At 67.9% G+C, this 13,712-nt stretch carries 16 protein-coding genes; 6 read left to right on the top strand and 10 right to left on the bottom strand.

Annotated elements, in window-relative coordinates; genetic code table 11:
- Positions 1-53: 53 nt before the first annotated feature.
- From ACLFA2_RS04695 to ACLFA2_RS04685, 3 genes are all read right to left on the bottom strand, one after another.
- The gene (locus ACLFA2_RS04695) at positions 54-320 is read right to left on the bottom strand and encodes a glutaredoxin family protein (RefSeq protein WP_021198097.1); all 267 of its coding nucleotides are present in this window, start codon (positions 318-320) and stop codon (positions 54-56) included.
- A gap of 129 nt (positions 321-449) precedes the next feature.
- Positions 450-758 carry a hypothetical protein gene (locus ACLFA2_RS04690; protein ID WP_031206640.1) on the bottom strand — a complete coding sequence of 103 codons (309 nt, stop codon included), beginning with the start codon at positions 756-758 and terminating at the stop codon, positions 450-452.
- 124 nt (positions 759-882) lie between these two features.
- Positions 883-1,623, bottom strand: a complete 741-nt coding sequence (locus tag ACLFA2_RS04685) for an SDR family oxidoreductase (RefSeq protein WP_347124886.1) — start codon at positions 1,621-1,623, stop codon at positions 883-885.
- Between the two features lie 106 nt (positions 1,624-1,729).
- Between ACLFA2_RS04685 and ACLFA2_RS04680 the strand changes: the two genes are divergently transcribed.
- Positions 1,730-3,079 (top strand): M20/M25/M40 family metallo-hydrolase, encoded by a 1,350-nt coding sequence (locus tag ACLFA2_RS04680; RefSeq protein ID WP_167253123.1) that lies wholly within the window; start codon positions 1,730-1,732, stop codon positions 3,077-3,079.
- Between the two features lie 55 nt (positions 3,080-3,134).
- Positions 3,135-4,595, top strand: a complete 1,461-nt coding sequence (locus ACLFA2_RS04675; RefSeq protein WP_426622112.1) for an MFS transporter — start codon at positions 3,135-3,137, stop codon at positions 4,593-4,595.
- A gap of 3 nt (positions 4,596-4,598) precedes the next feature.
- Here ACLFA2_RS04675 and ACLFA2_RS04670 read toward each other — a convergent pair whose 3' ends face one another.
- The 5 genes from ACLFA2_RS04670 to ACLFA2_RS04650 all read right to left on the bottom strand — a co-directional run bounded on the left by ACLFA2_RS04670 (position 4,599) and on the right by ACLFA2_RS04650 (position 8,573).
- Entirely contained in the window at positions 4,599-5,426 is an 828-nt protein-coding gene (locus ACLFA2_RS04670) for an acyl-CoA thioester hydrolase/BAAT C-terminal domain-containing protein (protein WP_021198092.1), read from the bottom strand.
- Positions 5,423-5,716, bottom strand: coding sequence for a hypothetical protein (locus ACLFA2_RS04665; protein WP_208323443.1), 294 nt, complete (start codon positions 5,714-5,716; stop codon positions 5,423-5,425). Before ACLFA2_RS04665 ends, ACLFA2_RS04670 begins: the two co-directional genes overlap by 4 nt.
- 206 nt (positions 5,717-5,922) lie before the next feature.
- Positions 5,923-7,092: an RtcB family protein gene (locus tag ACLFA2_RS04660; RefSeq protein ID WP_021198090.1), complete on the bottom strand. Its 1,170-nt coding sequence runs from the start codon at positions 7,090-7,092 to the stop codon at positions 5,923-5,925.
- A gap of 275 nt (positions 7,093-7,367) precedes the next feature.
- Positions 7,368-7,772, bottom strand: coding sequence for a VOC family protein (locus tag ACLFA2_RS04655; protein ID WP_021198088.1), 405 nt, complete (start codon positions 7,770-7,772; stop codon positions 7,368-7,370).
- Between the two features lie 33 nt (positions 7,773-7,805).
- Positions 7,806-8,573 carry a siderophore-interacting protein gene (locus ACLFA2_RS04650; RefSeq protein ID WP_021198087.1) on the bottom strand — a complete coding sequence of 256 codons (768 nt, stop codon included), beginning with the start codon at positions 8,571-8,573 and terminating at the stop codon, positions 7,806-7,808.
- A 100-nt stretch (positions 8,574-8,673) separates the two neighbouring features.
- On the opposite strand from ACLFA2_RS04650, the gene ACLFA2_RS04645 reads away from it, so the two are divergent.
- From ACLFA2_RS04645 to ACLFA2_RS04630, 4 genes are read left to right on the top strand one after another with little or no spacing between them, the layout of a single operon-like run.
- Positions 8,674-9,669, top strand: coding sequence for a siderophore ABC transporter substrate-binding protein (locus ACLFA2_RS04645; protein ID WP_021198086.1), 996 nt, complete (start codon positions 8,674-8,676; stop codon positions 9,667-9,669).
- Between the two features lie 48 nt (positions 9,670-9,717).
- Entirely contained in the window at positions 9,718-10,704 is a 987-nt protein-coding gene (locus tag ACLFA2_RS04640) for an ABC transporter permease (protein ID WP_021198085.1), read from the top strand.
- Positions 10,697-11,740: an iron chelate uptake ABC transporter family permease subunit gene (locus ACLFA2_RS04635; protein ID WP_197024852.1), complete on the top strand. Its 1,044-nt coding sequence runs from the start codon at positions 10,697-10,699 to the stop codon at positions 11,738-11,740. Before ACLFA2_RS04640 ends, ACLFA2_RS04635 begins: the two co-directional genes overlap by 8 nt.
- Positions 11,737-12,492: an ABC transporter ATP-binding protein gene (locus ACLFA2_RS04630; RefSeq protein WP_021198083.1), complete on the top strand. Its 756-nt coding sequence runs from the start codon at positions 11,737-11,739 to the stop codon at positions 12,490-12,492. Before ACLFA2_RS04635 ends, ACLFA2_RS04630 begins: the two co-directional genes overlap by 4 nt.
- A 14-nt stretch (positions 12,493-12,506) precedes the next feature.
- On the opposite strand, the gene ACLFA2_RS04625 is transcribed toward ACLFA2_RS04630, so the two are convergent.
- Complete coding sequence (locus tag ACLFA2_RS04625; RefSeq protein WP_021198082.1) at positions 12,507-12,704, bottom strand: hypothetical protein; 198 nt, start codon at positions 12,702-12,704, stop codon at positions 12,507-12,509.
- A gap of 22 nt (positions 12,705-12,726) precedes the next feature.
- Positions 12,727-13,686, bottom strand: a complete 960-nt coding sequence (locus ACLFA2_RS04620) for a DNA-3-methyladenine glycosylase family protein (RefSeq protein ID WP_167253115.1) — start codon at positions 13,684-13,686, stop codon at positions 12,727-12,729.
- Positions 13,687-13,712 lie beyond the last annotated feature (26 nt).

Raw genomic sequence — 13,712 nt, 5'->3', positions numbered from 1 at the left:
GTCTGCGCTCGTATCGAGAGGGTCCGCAAGAGGGATCCGGAGCGACGGCGGCCCTAGGCCGGGAGCGCCTTGACCGCGGCGGTGAGCACCTGCGGGACCGTCGGCACACCGGTGGCCCGGAAGACTTCGGTGCCGGTGGAATCGTGGATGATCACGGTCGGTGTGAACCCGATATCCAGCTTCTCGGCAGTATCCGGATCCTGTGCGACGTCGATCTCGGTCACGGTCGCGTCGGGGAGGAATCGTGCGGCCTCGGCGAGAACGGCCCGGGTCCGCGCACAGGCGCCGCAGAACGACGATGACACCAGGGTCAGTTCCATGTGCACCTCCAGGGGGCGCCGCGCGCCACCATGGATGCAACCGTCACCTGTTTCGTGGTGTTCCCGTGAGACAGCGGAGGTGCTCAGGCGACGGAACGCCGCACGCTCGGTCGGATCAGCCTCGAGAGGTCATCCGCGGTCGAGGCCGAAGGTGTGCTTCACGAGCGCGCGCACGTCACGGTCGAGGCCTTCGATACGGCTCCCCACGGCGTCGATGCGAGTGTTCACCGAGACGAATCGCGCATCGACGGCCTCGAACCGCGCATCGACGGCCTCGAACCGCGCGACCATCTCGGTGCGGAGCCCGCCGATCTCTGACCTCACGCCGCCGATCTCGGCTCGCAACACTCGGATGAACAGCGTCGAGACCACCGTGACCATTCCGAACATCAGCGCGATGACGGCACCGATCATGGTCCAGATCTGCGGCTCGGTCATCGTGATCACGCTCTCATTCTGGTCGGATGATCTCATCCTGCCAAGACCACGAACCTGGATGCGGCGAGTGGGGAGAAGCCTGTTCCGGAGCAATATGTGGAGAGGGACTGGATCAAGGGCACCGCTAGCGGGCGGCGAGCCATTCGGCGAAGCTCTGACGTCCGAGATCTGCGTCAGGACCGGGGAGAGCATGCCCCGCTCTCATGCCGGCCATCTGCGGCCCCGGCACGTTGAGTCTCGGTATCCATCCGCGGAATCCCGTCCGCCGCGCGAACGCACGCACCATGTCAGACAACTGCTCTTCCCGAGGGCCGGCGAGGTCACGCACGCGTCCCTGCGGATCGGCAGCGGCGAGTGCTGCGAGACGCGCGCCCACTTCGCTCGCAGCCACGGGCTGTGTGCGGGCGTTCGGGGCGATGTGCACGGGTCCCAACTTCGCCCGCGCGAACATCTGCTCCGCGAACTCATGGAACTGCGTGGCCCGCAGGATCGTCCACGGTACGCGCGACGCCTCGACGATCTTCTCCTGGGCGATCTTGCCGGCGTAATAGTCGTAGGGAATGCGGTCGATCCCGACGATCGACAGCAGCACGACCTGTCCGACTCCCGCATTCGACGCCGCTGAGACCAGGTTTCCGGTCGCGGCGGTGAAGAACTCGATGGCCGCGCTCGCCTTGAGCGTCTCGATGCTCGCGACGTCGACCACTGCGTCAGCGCCTGCCAGGGCGTCGTCCAGCCCCCGCCCGGTCACCAGGTCGACTCCCTGCGACCGGCTGAGGACGACCGCGTCGTGTCCCGCTGTGCGCACCGCCTCGACGGTGTGCCGTCCGACGGTCCCGGTTCCTCCTGCGACGGCGATCCTCATCCGTGTTCTCCTTCGTCTCGGTACATCTTCTCCGGAATCGACGATGCAGGCGACCGAAACGCGTGATGTCGGATCGCGCCGGAACGCGGCCCCGCTGCTGGGTACGATGGCGACTGTGACCACACCGACCGTGCGCCCGGGCATCGCCGAGCGACTTTCGCAGATGATCCGGATACCGACGGTCTCGGCCGAGCTCGAGGAACGCGGACCTGCGCCCTTCGAGGAGTTCGTCGCGCTGATCGCGGAGCTCTACCCGTTGACGCACGAGAAGCTGGGTCTGGAACGGCACACCGACTTCGGCCTCCTGTTCCACTGGGAGGGGAACGGTGCGACCTCCGACGAGCCCGTCGTGCTGATGGCCCACTACGACGTCGTCCCGGTCGACGAGAGCGACGACTGGACCCATCCGCCGTTCGCCGGCGTGATCGCCGACGGATCGGTGTACGGCCGCGGAGCGCTGGATGACAAGGGCCCGCTGATCGTGGTCCTCGAGGCGGTCGAGAATCTTCTCGCCGACGGGTTCGTGCCGCCCCGTGACGTGTACCTCTCCTTCGGGGGCAACGAGGAGACGTACGGGCGCGCCGCCGAGGAGATCGCACGGGTGCTGCGCGAACGCGGGGTGGTCCCGTGGCTCGTGGTCGACGAGGGCGGTGCCGTGGTCGACGCGCCCCTGCCCTTCGTTCCCGGCCGTGCCGCGATGATCGGTGTCGGGGAGAAGGGCGTGATGACACTCCGGCTGACGGCCCGCGGCGACGGCGGCCACGCCTCCGCTCCGCCGTCGTCGACCGCCGTCCGGCGCATCGCCACGGCCGTGGACCGACTCGGACCCACCACCTTCCGCCCGCGGGCGTCGAAGGCGATCCTGCGGATGCTGTCGCAGCTGGCCGGGCAGACTCCGGGCCCGGCTCGGCACCTGCTGCGGTTGCTGAGTTCTGCCCCGCTGCTCACCGCGCAGGTCTTCGCCGCCCTCGGCGGTGAACCCGCAGCTCTCGTGCGCACCACGGTCGCGCCGACGATGCAGTCGGGCGGTACTGCGGCGAACGTGCTGCCGTCTCAGGCATCCGCCACCGTCAACCTGCGCATCGCGCTCGGCGAGACGACGCAGCAGACGGTGTTCCGGGTACGTCGGCGCATCCGTGACCCGCTCGTCACGGTCGAGGTCGTCGAAGCGAGCGAGCCGTCGCCGGAGTCACCGACGGACAACGCCCAGTTCGCGCTCCTCGCCGAAGCCCTCGACGTCGCTTTCCCCGGGGTGCCCGCGGTGCCGTATGTGATGATGGCCGCCACCGATTCGCGACACTTCCACCGGTTCTCGCCGGCGGTCTACCGCTTCGCACCGCTGGACATGTCGAACGCCCAGCGTGCCTCGATCCACGGCGTCGACGAGAGCGTCGAGATCGCCGCCCTGGAGCGGGGGGAGCGATTCCACCGGGCGCTGCTCGAACGGCTAGGGTGATCTCACCCTTCCCCCGGAGTGTGCCGGGGAACCCGAAGCAGAAGCAGGAGACGCGATGACGCGCACCCGCACCCTGGGCACCCTCGCCATCGTCGTGGGCTTCCTCGCCTTCGTGGAGTTCACGAGCGGTGTGCTGCAGGGGTACTACACCCCGATGCTCACCGACATCGCGCGCCATCTGGGGATCCACGACGCCGATGTGAACTGGCTCGAGGGAGCGCAGCTGATGCTGTCGGCACTCGTGGTCCCGGCGTTCGCGAAGCTCGGTGACATGGTCGGCCACAAGCGGATGCTGCTGATCTCGACCGCTGTCACCGCCGCCGCCGCTCTGGTGCTGCCTTTCACCGACTCTTTCCCGGTGTTCCTCGCGGCGTGGGCGCTGATGGGGTTCTACGTGGTCTGGCTTCCGCTGGAGATCGCTCTGATCTGGTCGCGCTCGCGGCGCATGGAGGGGCGTTCCTCGATCACGGCGAAGGCAGCGGGCCTCCTCGTTGCGGCGCTCGAAGGAGGGGCGATCATCGGCGCGCTCGTGGGTGGCGCACTCATCGATGTCCTGCCGCTCACCGTGGTGCTGCTGGTGCCTGCCGTGCTGATCGTGGTCTGCTTCTTCGTGATCCTGTTCGGGGTCAAGGAGTCGCCGGAGCCGACGGGCGGTCTCTTCGACACGGTCGGCCTCGTGCTCATCTCCCTCGCCCTCGTCTGCTTCACCGGGGGTCTCAGTCTGCTTCGGCTGGAGGGCGGCCTGACCAACCCCTGGTCCTGGGCGGTGGTGGTGCTCGGCGTCCTGCTGGTGATCCCGTTCGTCCTCTGGGAGCTCCGCGCCGACGATCCGCTGATCGATGTGCAGATGTTCCGTTCGCCGGCGCTCGGCCCCGTCTTCCTGACCGCCGGGCTCTTCGGCGTCAGCGTGCTCGGCGCGCAGGCTCCGCTGTCGACGTTCGCGCGTACCGATCCGACGGTCTACGGCTACGGTCTCGGCACGAGCGGCTTCGCGACCTCGCTGATCATCGGCGTGTATCTGATCGCCATGATCGCGGGGGCTCTCCTGTTCCCGACCGTCGCCCGGCGGGCCACGCCGCGCCTGACGCTGATGGGTGCGTCCGTGCTGGTCGGCATCGGGTTCCTCCTCTTCCTTCCGTTCCACGACACGTACGCGCAGGTCATCACGAACATGGTCGTTGTCGGACTCGGCTCGGGAGCGCTGGTCGCCGCGCTCCCCGCCGCTGCCGCATCGGCCGCTCCGGCCACGCAGACCGGTGTCGCGACGGGGCTCACCAACTCGGTGAAGACCGTCGGCGGCGCGATCGCCTCGTGCGTGTTCGGCATCGCGCTCCTGCATGGGGTCGCGAGCACGGCAGGTGCGACCGAGGGAACGGCCGGCTCGCTCGCGGGCTACTTCACGGTGTGGATCGTCTGCGGGGTGACCGCCCTCGTGGCCGCGGTGATCCTCGTGTTCGTCCCGAAGACCGCGTTCACCGACCGATCTGTCGAGACCGAGGCGGCCTCGGCCCTCTGACGCTCAGGCGCGCAGCCCGAGTGCGTGCACGATCTGCGGCCACGCGAGGGAACCGAGTTCCGCGTCAGCCGACGGTGAGCCTCCTCGTGCCATCGTCACTCCACCGGTGGCGATCGACTCGCCGGGCAGGATCATCCGGTGCCCGGCGGGGGAGTGCGTGATCAGCGTCGTCTCCCGTCCGTTCGCTCTGCGGCGCTCGACGACCTCGGCGGCGAACCGGTCGCTCGGCCAGACACGGTCGTCGCCTCCCGCGATGAGCACGACGACGCCGCGGATGCTCTCTGAGCGGATCGTGGCGGCTGCAGTGGCGTCAGGAGCGCGATCGAGGCTCGACTGGTACAGGGACCGGTACTCGGGCGGTTCGGTCGACGGCGACCACGACGAGTCGAACGGGACAGCCGGGAGCGGAGCCCCCTGCCAGGTCCAGTGCGACGACCAGTCCCCGTCGGCGAACCCCGCCCAGACGACGGATGACGGTGCGACCGCGACCGTCGCGTCGACCGGGTGAAGGGACGCGGTGACCAGGGCAGCCTCCGCACCGAACGACGTTCCGAAGATCGCGACGCGGTCGGCATCGTGCCGCAGGAGGTCCAGCTGATCCGTGAACAGCTCGATCGGCACTTCGTGGGGTGAGGGGCGCTGACCCGCACCCCCGAACCAGCGGATGGCGCGGACCCGGGCCCCGTGCCGTGCGAACAGGTCGGCCCGTTCTGCCTCCACGCGCCCACTCGACCCCGCGAGGAGCAGGATCGCGGTGCCGTTGGGTACTTCCGGATAGGCGTCATACCGGTCGGGTGGGGCGACCGAAGCGTGGTCTCGAAGCGTCGTCATCCGTCGCGGTCGAGACCGAACGTGCGCTTCACGATCGCCTGCACGTCGCGGTCGAGCCCATCGATGCGGTTGTTCACGGCATCGAATCGTGCGTTCATCTCGGTGCGCAGACCGCCGATCTGCCCGTTCATCTCGGTGCGCAGACCGCCGATCTGCGCGTTCATCTCGGTGCGCAGACCGCCGATCTCACTGCGGATGATCCGGACGAACAGGGTCGAGACGACCGTGAGCGTGCTGAACATCAGCACGGTGAACGATCCGATCATCGTCCAGATCTGCGCGTCATTCATGAATCCCACTTCCTCATCGTCGCATCGATTCGGCAAGCCTGCCAGAGCACGGGAGCCGAAGATATCGGTCGCGCACGAGAGGGGGATAACCCGGCCTCTGACGTGTCGGAGCAGGAGAAGACGATCCGCCCGCGGATCTCGCGGGGAACTCGCGGGGAAGAGGTGGAGAGGAGACCGGGCGGTGGGATCCCACCGCCCGGTCCTGCTCAGTCGCCCTTCACGTTGACGATCTGCCGCAGCGTGTGCCGGATCGATACGAGTCCGGCGGCATCCGCCATCACCTGGTCGATCGGCTTGTACGCCTGCGGGATCTCGTCGATGAAGGCATCGGTGTCACGGAACTCGATGCCCGTCATCGCCTCTCGCAGCTGGTCGTGCGTGAAGGTCCGCCGCGCCGCCGAGCGGGAGTACTCCCGTCCGGCACCGTGCGGGGAGGAGTTCAGCGACTGCGGGTCGCCGAGCCCTTCCACCACGTAAGAGGCGGTCCCCATCGACCCGGGGATGAGGCCCGGTCGACCGGCGTCCGCCTGGATGGCTCCCTTCCGTGACACCCACACCTGCTTCCCGTAGTGCTTCTCCGACTCGGTGAAGTTGTGGTGGCAGTTGATGCGCTCCTGTTCGTCGACTGGGGTTCCGAGGAACTCCGACACCTGCCGGATGACGCGATCCATCATCTCCTCCCGGTTCAGCAGCGCGAAGTGCTGGGCCCACCGCAGCTCCCGGATGTAGCGGGTGAACTCCGGTGTGCCCTCGACCAGGTATGCCAGGTCGGGGTCGGGAAGGTCGATCCACCACTGCCTCGCCAGCCGCTGGGCGACGGCGATGTGGTGCCCGGCGATCTTGTTGCCGACGCCTCGCGAGCCCGAGTGCAGGAACAGCCAGACCCGATCGAGCTCATCGACCGACACCTCGATGAAGTGGTTGCCTGAACCGAGCGTGCCCAACTGCAGACGCCAGTTCCCGGCGTACTGCGCCGGGTCGAAGCCGTTCTTCTCGGCGAGCTGCTCCAGCTCGGTGATGCGCGGTTCCGCGGTGGCCACGACCTTGCGGTTGTACCGGCCGGCCGACAGGGGGATGGCGCGCTCGATCTGCTCCCGGAGGTCGGCGAGCCGACGACCGTCGACGTCGCTCCTCGTGAACGGCGTACGAACGGCGATCATCCCGCAGCCGATGTCGACGCCGACGGCGGCGGGGATGATCGCGCCGAGCGTCGGGATGACCGAGCCGACCGTCGCCCCCTTGCCGAGGTGCGCGTCCGGCATCAGTGCCAGGTGCGGGTGGATGAACGGCATGCGGGCCGTGGTGTGCGCCTGAGCGAGTGTCTTCTCGTCGATCAGGGACGCCCACGACAGCAGCCGTGCGGAGAGCCTCTCCATGATTCCTTTCCTTGTGGTGATGTTCAGCCACAGGTCAGAGGAGTCTCCAACGGAAAACGCCCCGGACCTGACGGTACGGGGCGTTGCGAGAGCGGATGCTGTCACACGGCGCGTGCCGGAGGGTACGACTCGTAGCGGTCATTGCGCTTCTGCTGAAGCGGCAACACCGCTGCCTGGGGAAGGTTCCGCTGCGCGGTCATCCGTCGTGCTCCTCGGCTGGTGTGCTGCGCCGATCGGCACAGCTTTGCCACACTAGGGCGCGACACGCCCGGGAGTCAAGTTGTCTCACGGGGCGGGTTGTGCATGAACTCGACCCGGATGCCGTCCGCGTCCTCGACGAACGCGGCGTAGTAGCTCTCCGAGTAGCGCGGGTACTCCTTGGGCTCGCGGACGGCTGTCCAGCCGGCGTCGACCGCGACCGCGTGCAGGCGGTCGACCTGCTCGCGCGTCGGTACCGCGAAGGCGATGTGCTGCCAGCCGATGCGGCCATGCTGATGCGGAGCGGAGTCCTCATCCCAGGTGTAGAGGATGATCTCGGTCTCGTCGCCGTTGTTCCATGAGATCGAATGATCGTTCGCGCCCCCGCTCTGATATCCGAGAGCGGTGAGCACGGGGTGGAACTGCGCCCGTCCGCGCTCGAGGTCGGCGACGGTGATGCCCAGATGATCCAGAAGAGCCATGGGTCGAGTCTTCCAGCAACCGCCGACGTCGTACTAGTGCGGGGCGTGGTATTCGGCTTCGCCGCGCTTCCAGTAACCCTTCACGACGGCTTTCGCGGTGTCGACGCTCCAGCGCTCGAGCAGCGCTCGGCCGGGCTTCACGATCGACTGCTCGGCGGCGATGAAGACGAACGGGTCGGCACCGATCGCGTGCTCGGCGGTCAGCCCCTCGAGGAAGGCGATGAGGGCGGAACCGGAGGGCGCCTCGCCACGATGCAGCCACTCGATGTCGACGGGCGCGTCGATGTCGACCTCTCGGCCGGGGTTCACGGTCTCGATCACGATGCGTGCGGGCGTGCCGTCGGGGATCAGTGCGGCGAAGCGACGGATCGCCGGAATAGCGGTTTCGTCGCCCACGAGCAGCCACGAGCCGGGCTCACCGGACAGAACGGCCGCTCCGCGGGGACCGCCGACACCGATCGTCGATCCGAGCGGTGCCGTCGCCGCCCACGGCGCGGCGACGCCCTGGTCACCGTGCACGGCGAACTCGACGTCGAGCCAGTCCTCGCCCCAGGCGAGCGGTGTGTATTCGCGGCTGGGTGACGCTCGGAGCTCCTCGACGGATTCGGTGGGGCCCGCGGGGAAGAACAGGCGCATGTGGTCGTCGGAGCCGGGAGAGTCGAAGCCGGCGAGATCGGAGCCCGTCAGGCGCACACGCACGAAGTCGGGGGCCAGCCACTCGCGGGCGCTCAAGGTGACGTTGCGGAAGCGCAGCTCGAGGCCGCGACGCTCGATCGAGAAACCGGATTTCGTATCGCTCATAAAGTAAGGCTAACCTAAATGTGCCGAGGGGAGTCGCCCTCCACTCTCGGCTTCCGGCGCCGCAGCGTGCGCATCGATCCCGCAGAACAGGAGTCTCTCCATGTCCGTGCCCAGAACCCTCACCGCCACGAGCGCCGCTCTCGTCGGCCTCCTCGCCCTCGCCGGCTGCACCTCCGGCGGCTCGGCGGAACCGGAGAAGACCGAACCCGCAGCAGCGACCGTCACGATCGAGGACAACACCGGCACGCACGAGATCGCGACGCCTCCCACATCCGTCGTCGCGCTCGACAACCGCACCTTCCAGACGCTTTCCGACTGGGACGTCGAGCTCTCAGCCGGGGCCGTCGCGCTCATGCCGGAGACCGTGTCGTACGTGAACGACGACGCGATCGTCGACATCGGACTGCACAGCGAGCCCGACCTCGAAGCGGTCGTCGCCGTCGAGCCTGACCTGATCATCAGCGGCCAGCGGTTCACTCAGCACAACGCCGCGATCGCCGATCTGGTCCCCGACGCCACGATCGTCGACCTCGAGCCGCGCGAAGGTGAGCCCTTCGGAGACGAGCTCAAGCGCCAGGTCACCGTCCTCGGCGAGATCTTCGGCAAGCAGGACGAAGCCAAGAAGCTCGTGGACGACTTCGACGCCGCTGTCGAGCGCGCCAAGGCGGCGTACGACGATGCCGACACCGTCATGGCCGTGAACACCTCCGGCGGACAGATCGGCTACCTCGCCCCGACCGTCGGACGCTCGCTCGGACCGATCTACGACATGCTCGGCCTGACCCCCGCGCTCGAGGTCGACGACGCGACCGACGACCACCAGGGCGATGACATCTCGGTCGAGGCGATCGCCGCCTCGAACCCCGACTGGATCCTCGTGCTCGACCGTGACGCCGTCTTCGCGGCCGACACCCCCGACTACGTGCAGGCCGCGGAGATCCTGGAGAGCTCCGAGGCGCTCGCCGGCGTCACCGCCGTGAAGCAGAAGCAGATCGTGTACATGCCCACCGACACGTACCTGAACGAGAGCATCCAGACGTACACGACGTTCCTCGACGACCTCGCCGACGCCCTCGAGAAGAGCGCGAAGAACTGAGGTACGGCGGCGGCATCCGGACGATCCGGGTGCCGTCGCCCCATCATCATGGTCTCCACCGACATCGCTCCACCGCCCCGTTACGCCGGGCGGCTCTTCGACGTGAAACTGCTCATCGGCGTGCTCATCGTCGTCGCCCTGCTCGCGATCTCGCTCTTCACGGGTGTGTACGACGTCACCGGCGCGGACGACGGCGCGCAGATGTTCCAGATCACCCGAGTGCCCCGCACGATCGCCCTGGTCCTCGCCGGCGCCTCGATGGCCATGGCGGGCCTCGTCATGCAGCTGCTCACCCAGAACCGCTTCGTCGAACCGACGACCACCGGCACCACCGAATGGGCCGGCCTCGGGCTCCTGATGGTCATGATCCTCGTGCCGCAGCCGTCGCTTCCCCTCCGGATGGCCGGCGCGGTGCTCGCAGCGTTCATCGGCACGATGGTGTTCTTCGCGTTCCTGCGCCGGGTGGCACTCAAGTCGTCCCTGATCGTCCCGATCGTCGGCATCATGCTCGGGGCCGTGGTCGGCGCATTGTCGACGTACCTCGCGCTGGCCACCAACTCGCTGCAGATCATCGGCGTCTGGTTCGCGGGCAGCTTCACCTCGGTGATGCGAGGTCAGTACGAGATGCTCTGGATCGTGGCTGTCATCGGGGTGATCGTCTTCATCGTCGCCGATCGGCTGACCATCGCGGGGCTCGGCGAGGAAGTGGCCACCAACGTCGGCGTGAACTACAACAGGATCATCCTGCTCGGGACGGTGCTGATCGCGGTCACCACCGGCGTCGTCACCGTCGTCGTCGGCAATCTGCCCTTCCTGGGGCTGATCGTGCCGAACATCGTCTCGATGGTGCGCGGCGACGATCTGCGCAGCAATCTTCCGTGGGTGTGCCTGCTCGGCATAGCGATCGTCACCGTGTGCGACATCATCGGACGCACGATCATCATGCCGTTCGAAGTGCCGGTGTCGCTGATCCTCGGGGTGGTCGGCGCCGTGGTGTTCGTCCTTCTCCTGCTCAGGCAGCGTCGACGTGGCTAGCGGGGGGACGGGCGACGTGGCGACCGCCGGTGCGCTCCGGTCGGCGGGCTCGTTCACGACCCCAGGTGCGCGCCGGCGTTACGCCGTGGTGCTCGGGATCCTCCTGGTCCTCGCGGCAGGGTCGGGCTTCGGTCTGCTCGCCTGGGCGAATCCGATGCCGGTCGGCTCCACCGGGTTCTGGCGGATCGCGCAGCATCGCGCCACCGACGTCACGGTGATGGCCCTCGTCGCGGTCGCTCAGGCCGTCGCCACGGTGAGCTTCCAGACCGTCACCAACAACCGCATCATCACGCCGTCGATCATGGGGTTCGAATCGCTCTATCGAGTCGTGCAGACCTCGACCGTGTACCTGTTCGGAGTGGCAGGGATCGTGGCGATCCAGGGAATCGGGCAGTTCGCGATCCAGGTCGCGATCATGGTCGGTCTCGCCGTCGCCCTCTACGGTTGGCTGTTGTCCGGACGCTACGGCAATCTGCAGATCATGCTCCTGGTGGGCATCGTGATCGGAGGCGGCCTCGGGGCGATCGCGACGTTCATGCAGCGCCTGCTCACACCCAGTGAGTTCGACGTGCTCGCCGCGCGTCTGTTCGGCAACGTGTCCAATGCCGACCCCTCGTACCTCCCGCTGGCGATCCCGCTGGTCGTCGCGGCGTCTGCGTTGCTGTGGCTCCGTTCGCGCCGGCTCAACCTCATGGCACTCGGCCCGGACGCTGCGCGCTCCCTCGGCGTCGATCATCGCCGCGAACTGTTCATCGTGCTGTTCCTCGTCGCCGTGTTGATGGCCACCTCCACGGCGCTGGTGGGACCGATGACGTTCCTCGGCTTCCTGGTGGCGACGCTCGCCTACCAGTTCGCCGATACGCACGACCATCGGCTGATCTTCCCCGTCGCGGTGCTCACGGCCTTCACGATCCTGGCCGGGGCCTACTTCGTGATGAAGAACATCTTCTACGCGCAGGGGATGGTGTCGATCCTGATCGAGCTCGTCGGGGGCACCGTGTTCCTCATCGTCATCCTCAGAAAGGGCAGACTGTGATCGCTCTCGACGGCGTCCGCCGCGAATACAGCAGCGAGGTCGCGATCGGCCCCGTCGACCTCGAGATCCCCGCCGGCGGAATCACCGCCCTGATCGGTCCGAACGGCGCGGGCAAGTCGACGCTGCTCACGATGATCGGGCGTCTGACCGGGATGGATGCCGGTGCCATCGAGATCGCGGGGCTCGACGTGGCCTCGACGAGATCGAAGGATCTGGCGAAGGTGGTGTCGATCCTCCGTCAGGAGAATCACTTCGTCACCCGCCTCACCGTTCGCCAGCTGGTCGGTTTCGGGCGCTTCCCGCACTCGAAGGGCAGGCTGAACCGGGCCGACGAGGAGATCATCAGTCAGGCGATCGACTTCCTCGACCTCGGCGCTCTGGAGGGGCGCTACCTGGACGAGCTCTCCGGCGGGCAGCGTCAGCGCGCCTATGTCGCCATGGTCCTCGCCCAGGACACCGAGTTCGTGCTGCTGGACGAGCCACTGAACAACCTCGACATGCGGCACGCCGTGCAGATGATGAAGCATCTGCGCCGGGCCGCGGAGGAACTCGGGCGCACCATCGTGATCGTGCTGCACGACATCAACTTCGCCGGGCACTACGCGGACCACATCTGCGCGATGAAAGACGGTGCGGTCGTGGAGTTCGGCTCGCCGGCGGCGATCATGACGGACGACGTGCTCACGCGGGTGTTCGACACCCCGGTGCGCGTGGTCGACGGACCGTCGGGCCCGCTCGCCGTCTACTACTGAGTCGGGGCGACCACTCAGAGCTCGATGCCGTGGTCCTCGTCGTTGACGCCGGCGTTGTTCCCTCGGCGCGATTCGTATCCGAGGAACCAGCCGAGCCACACGATGGCCGCGAGCAGGACGCCGAGCCAGACGTTCTGGAAGATCAGCCCGATCACGACGCCGACGATCAGCAGGCCGACGGTGACGAGGATGCGCAGCATGGAACGGGACATGGCACCAGCTTAGGTGCCGACGTCAGCGGCGGCGATGGTCTTCGGGTGCGAGACGGGGCCCCCGGCGCGGTTCCTGCACACCACTCGCATGGATGAGGCGGACGACGCGTTGTCGTTGTCCGGCCCACGGCGCGAGGAGCTCGATCATCCCGGCGTCATCGGTGCGTGCGCCCGTCAGCGCGTGGCCGACCTCATGGGCGAGGTGGTAGTCGCCGATACTGACCGCGTCCGGATCCCCGAGCGCGCGGATGCGCGTCTCCGCCGACGTCCAGACCCCCACGCCGGGAAGGCTCGTGAGCACGCGGTCTCGGTCATCTCCCGAGGCGGCGGCTCTGACGGCTCGGGAGATGCGATCTCCGCGCTCGGCCGCACGCACGATGGTGCGCGACTGGGGCGGCTCGACGCCGGCACGATGCCAGGCCCAGGACGGGATGCGATGCCACTGGTCGGGGGACGGCGCGGCGAACATCGGCCGCGGGGTGGGACCGGGAGCGGGTGCTCCGAACCGCGAGATCAGCCAGCGCCACGCGCCGAAAGCCTGCATGCCGGTCACCTTCTGCTCGATGATCGCACACGCGAGCGCATCGAACACCTCGTCGGTACGCGTCAGACGCAGCCCCGGGTGGCGTCGTGCGGTGTCGGCGATGAGCGGGTGCAGGGAAGGATCGAAGTCGGTGGCGTCGTCGTGGGCACCGCAGAGCGCGGGCACCAGATCGAGGGCGATGCCCGATCCGGGGCCCCACGCGGTCGCGTGGACCTCGCCGCCGAGCATGCGCAGAGCGAGGGTCGTCGGTCCGAGGGGTGTGCGCAACGCGCGCCAGATGACGGTTCCGTCGATGACCATCGTCGGGTCGTTGCGACCGCGGCGGAGCATGCCGACCGTTCGGTGGAGATCGAGCTCGTGCGGCGGGCGGTAGACGGTCTCCTGAGCAGTGTCCGCGGGGGCGGCGTCCGCCGAGGCGGAGCGCGCTGTCAGGGTCATGCGCCCACCCTACGCGCAGCTGCTGA

Source organism: Microbacterium sp. As-52, from assembly GCF_049949185.1.
GTDB classification, from domain to species: domain Bacteria; phylum Actinomycetota; class Actinomycetes; order Actinomycetales; family Microbacteriaceae; genus Microbacterium; species Microbacterium maritypicum_A.
This window is presented reverse-complemented; position numbering and strand designations above follow the sequence as displayed.

Bases quoted from the DNA above. Each gene is read 5' to 3' on its own strand.
- ACLFA2_RS04695 (WP_021198097.1), bottom strand. From the start codon at position 320: ATGGAACTGACCCTGGTGTCATCGTCGTTCTGCGGCGCCTGTGCGCGG.
- ACLFA2_RS04690 (WP_031206640.1), bottom strand. From the start codon at position 758: ATGACCGAGCCGCAGATCTGGACCATGATCGGTGCCGTCATCGCGCTG.
- ACLFA2_RS04685 (WP_347124886.1), bottom strand. From the start codon at position 1,623: ATGAGGATCGCCGTCGCAGGAGGAACCGGGACCGTCGGACGGCACACC.
- ACLFA2_RS04680 (WP_167253123.1), top strand. From the start codon at position 1,730: ATGGCGACTGTGACCACACCGACCGTGCGCCCGGGCATCGCCGAGCGA.
- ACLFA2_RS04675 (WP_426622112.1), top strand. From the start codon at position 3,135: ATGACGCGCACCCGCACCCTGGGCACCCTCGCCATCGTCGTGGGCTTC.
- ACLFA2_RS04670 (WP_021198092.1), bottom strand. From the start codon at position 5,426: ATGACGACGCTTCGAGACCACGCTTCGGTCGCCCCACCCGACCGGTAT.
- ACLFA2_RS04665 (WP_208323443.1), bottom strand. From the start codon at position 5,716: ATGAATGACGCGCAGATCTGGACGATGATCGGATCGTTCACCGTGCTG.
- ACLFA2_RS04660 (WP_021198090.1), bottom strand. From the start codon at position 7,092: ATGGAGAGGCTCTCCGCACGGCTGCTGTCGTGGGCGTCCCTGATCGAC.
- ACLFA2_RS04655 (WP_021198088.1), bottom strand. From the start codon at position 7,772: ATGGCTCTTCTGGATCATCTGGGCATCACCGTCGCCGACCTCGAGCGC.
- ACLFA2_RS04650 (WP_021198087.1), bottom strand. From the start codon at position 8,573: ATGAGCGATACGAAATCCGGTTTCTCGATCGAGCGTCGCGGCCTCGAG.
- ACLFA2_RS04645 (WP_021198086.1), top strand. From the start codon at position 8,674: ATGTCCGTGCCCAGAACCCTCACCGCCACGAGCGCCGCTCTCGTCGGC.
- ACLFA2_RS04640 (WP_021198085.1), top strand. From the start codon at position 9,718: ATGGTCTCCACCGACATCGCTCCACCGCCCCGTTACGCCGGGCGGCTC.
- ACLFA2_RS04625 (WP_021198082.1), bottom strand. From the start codon at position 12,704: ATGTCCCGTTCCATGCTGCGCATCCTCGTCACCGTCGGCCTGCTGATC.
- ACLFA2_RS04620 (WP_167253115.1), bottom strand. From the start codon at position 13,686: ATGACCCTGACAGCGCGCTCCGCCTCGGCGGACGCCGCCCCCGCGGAC.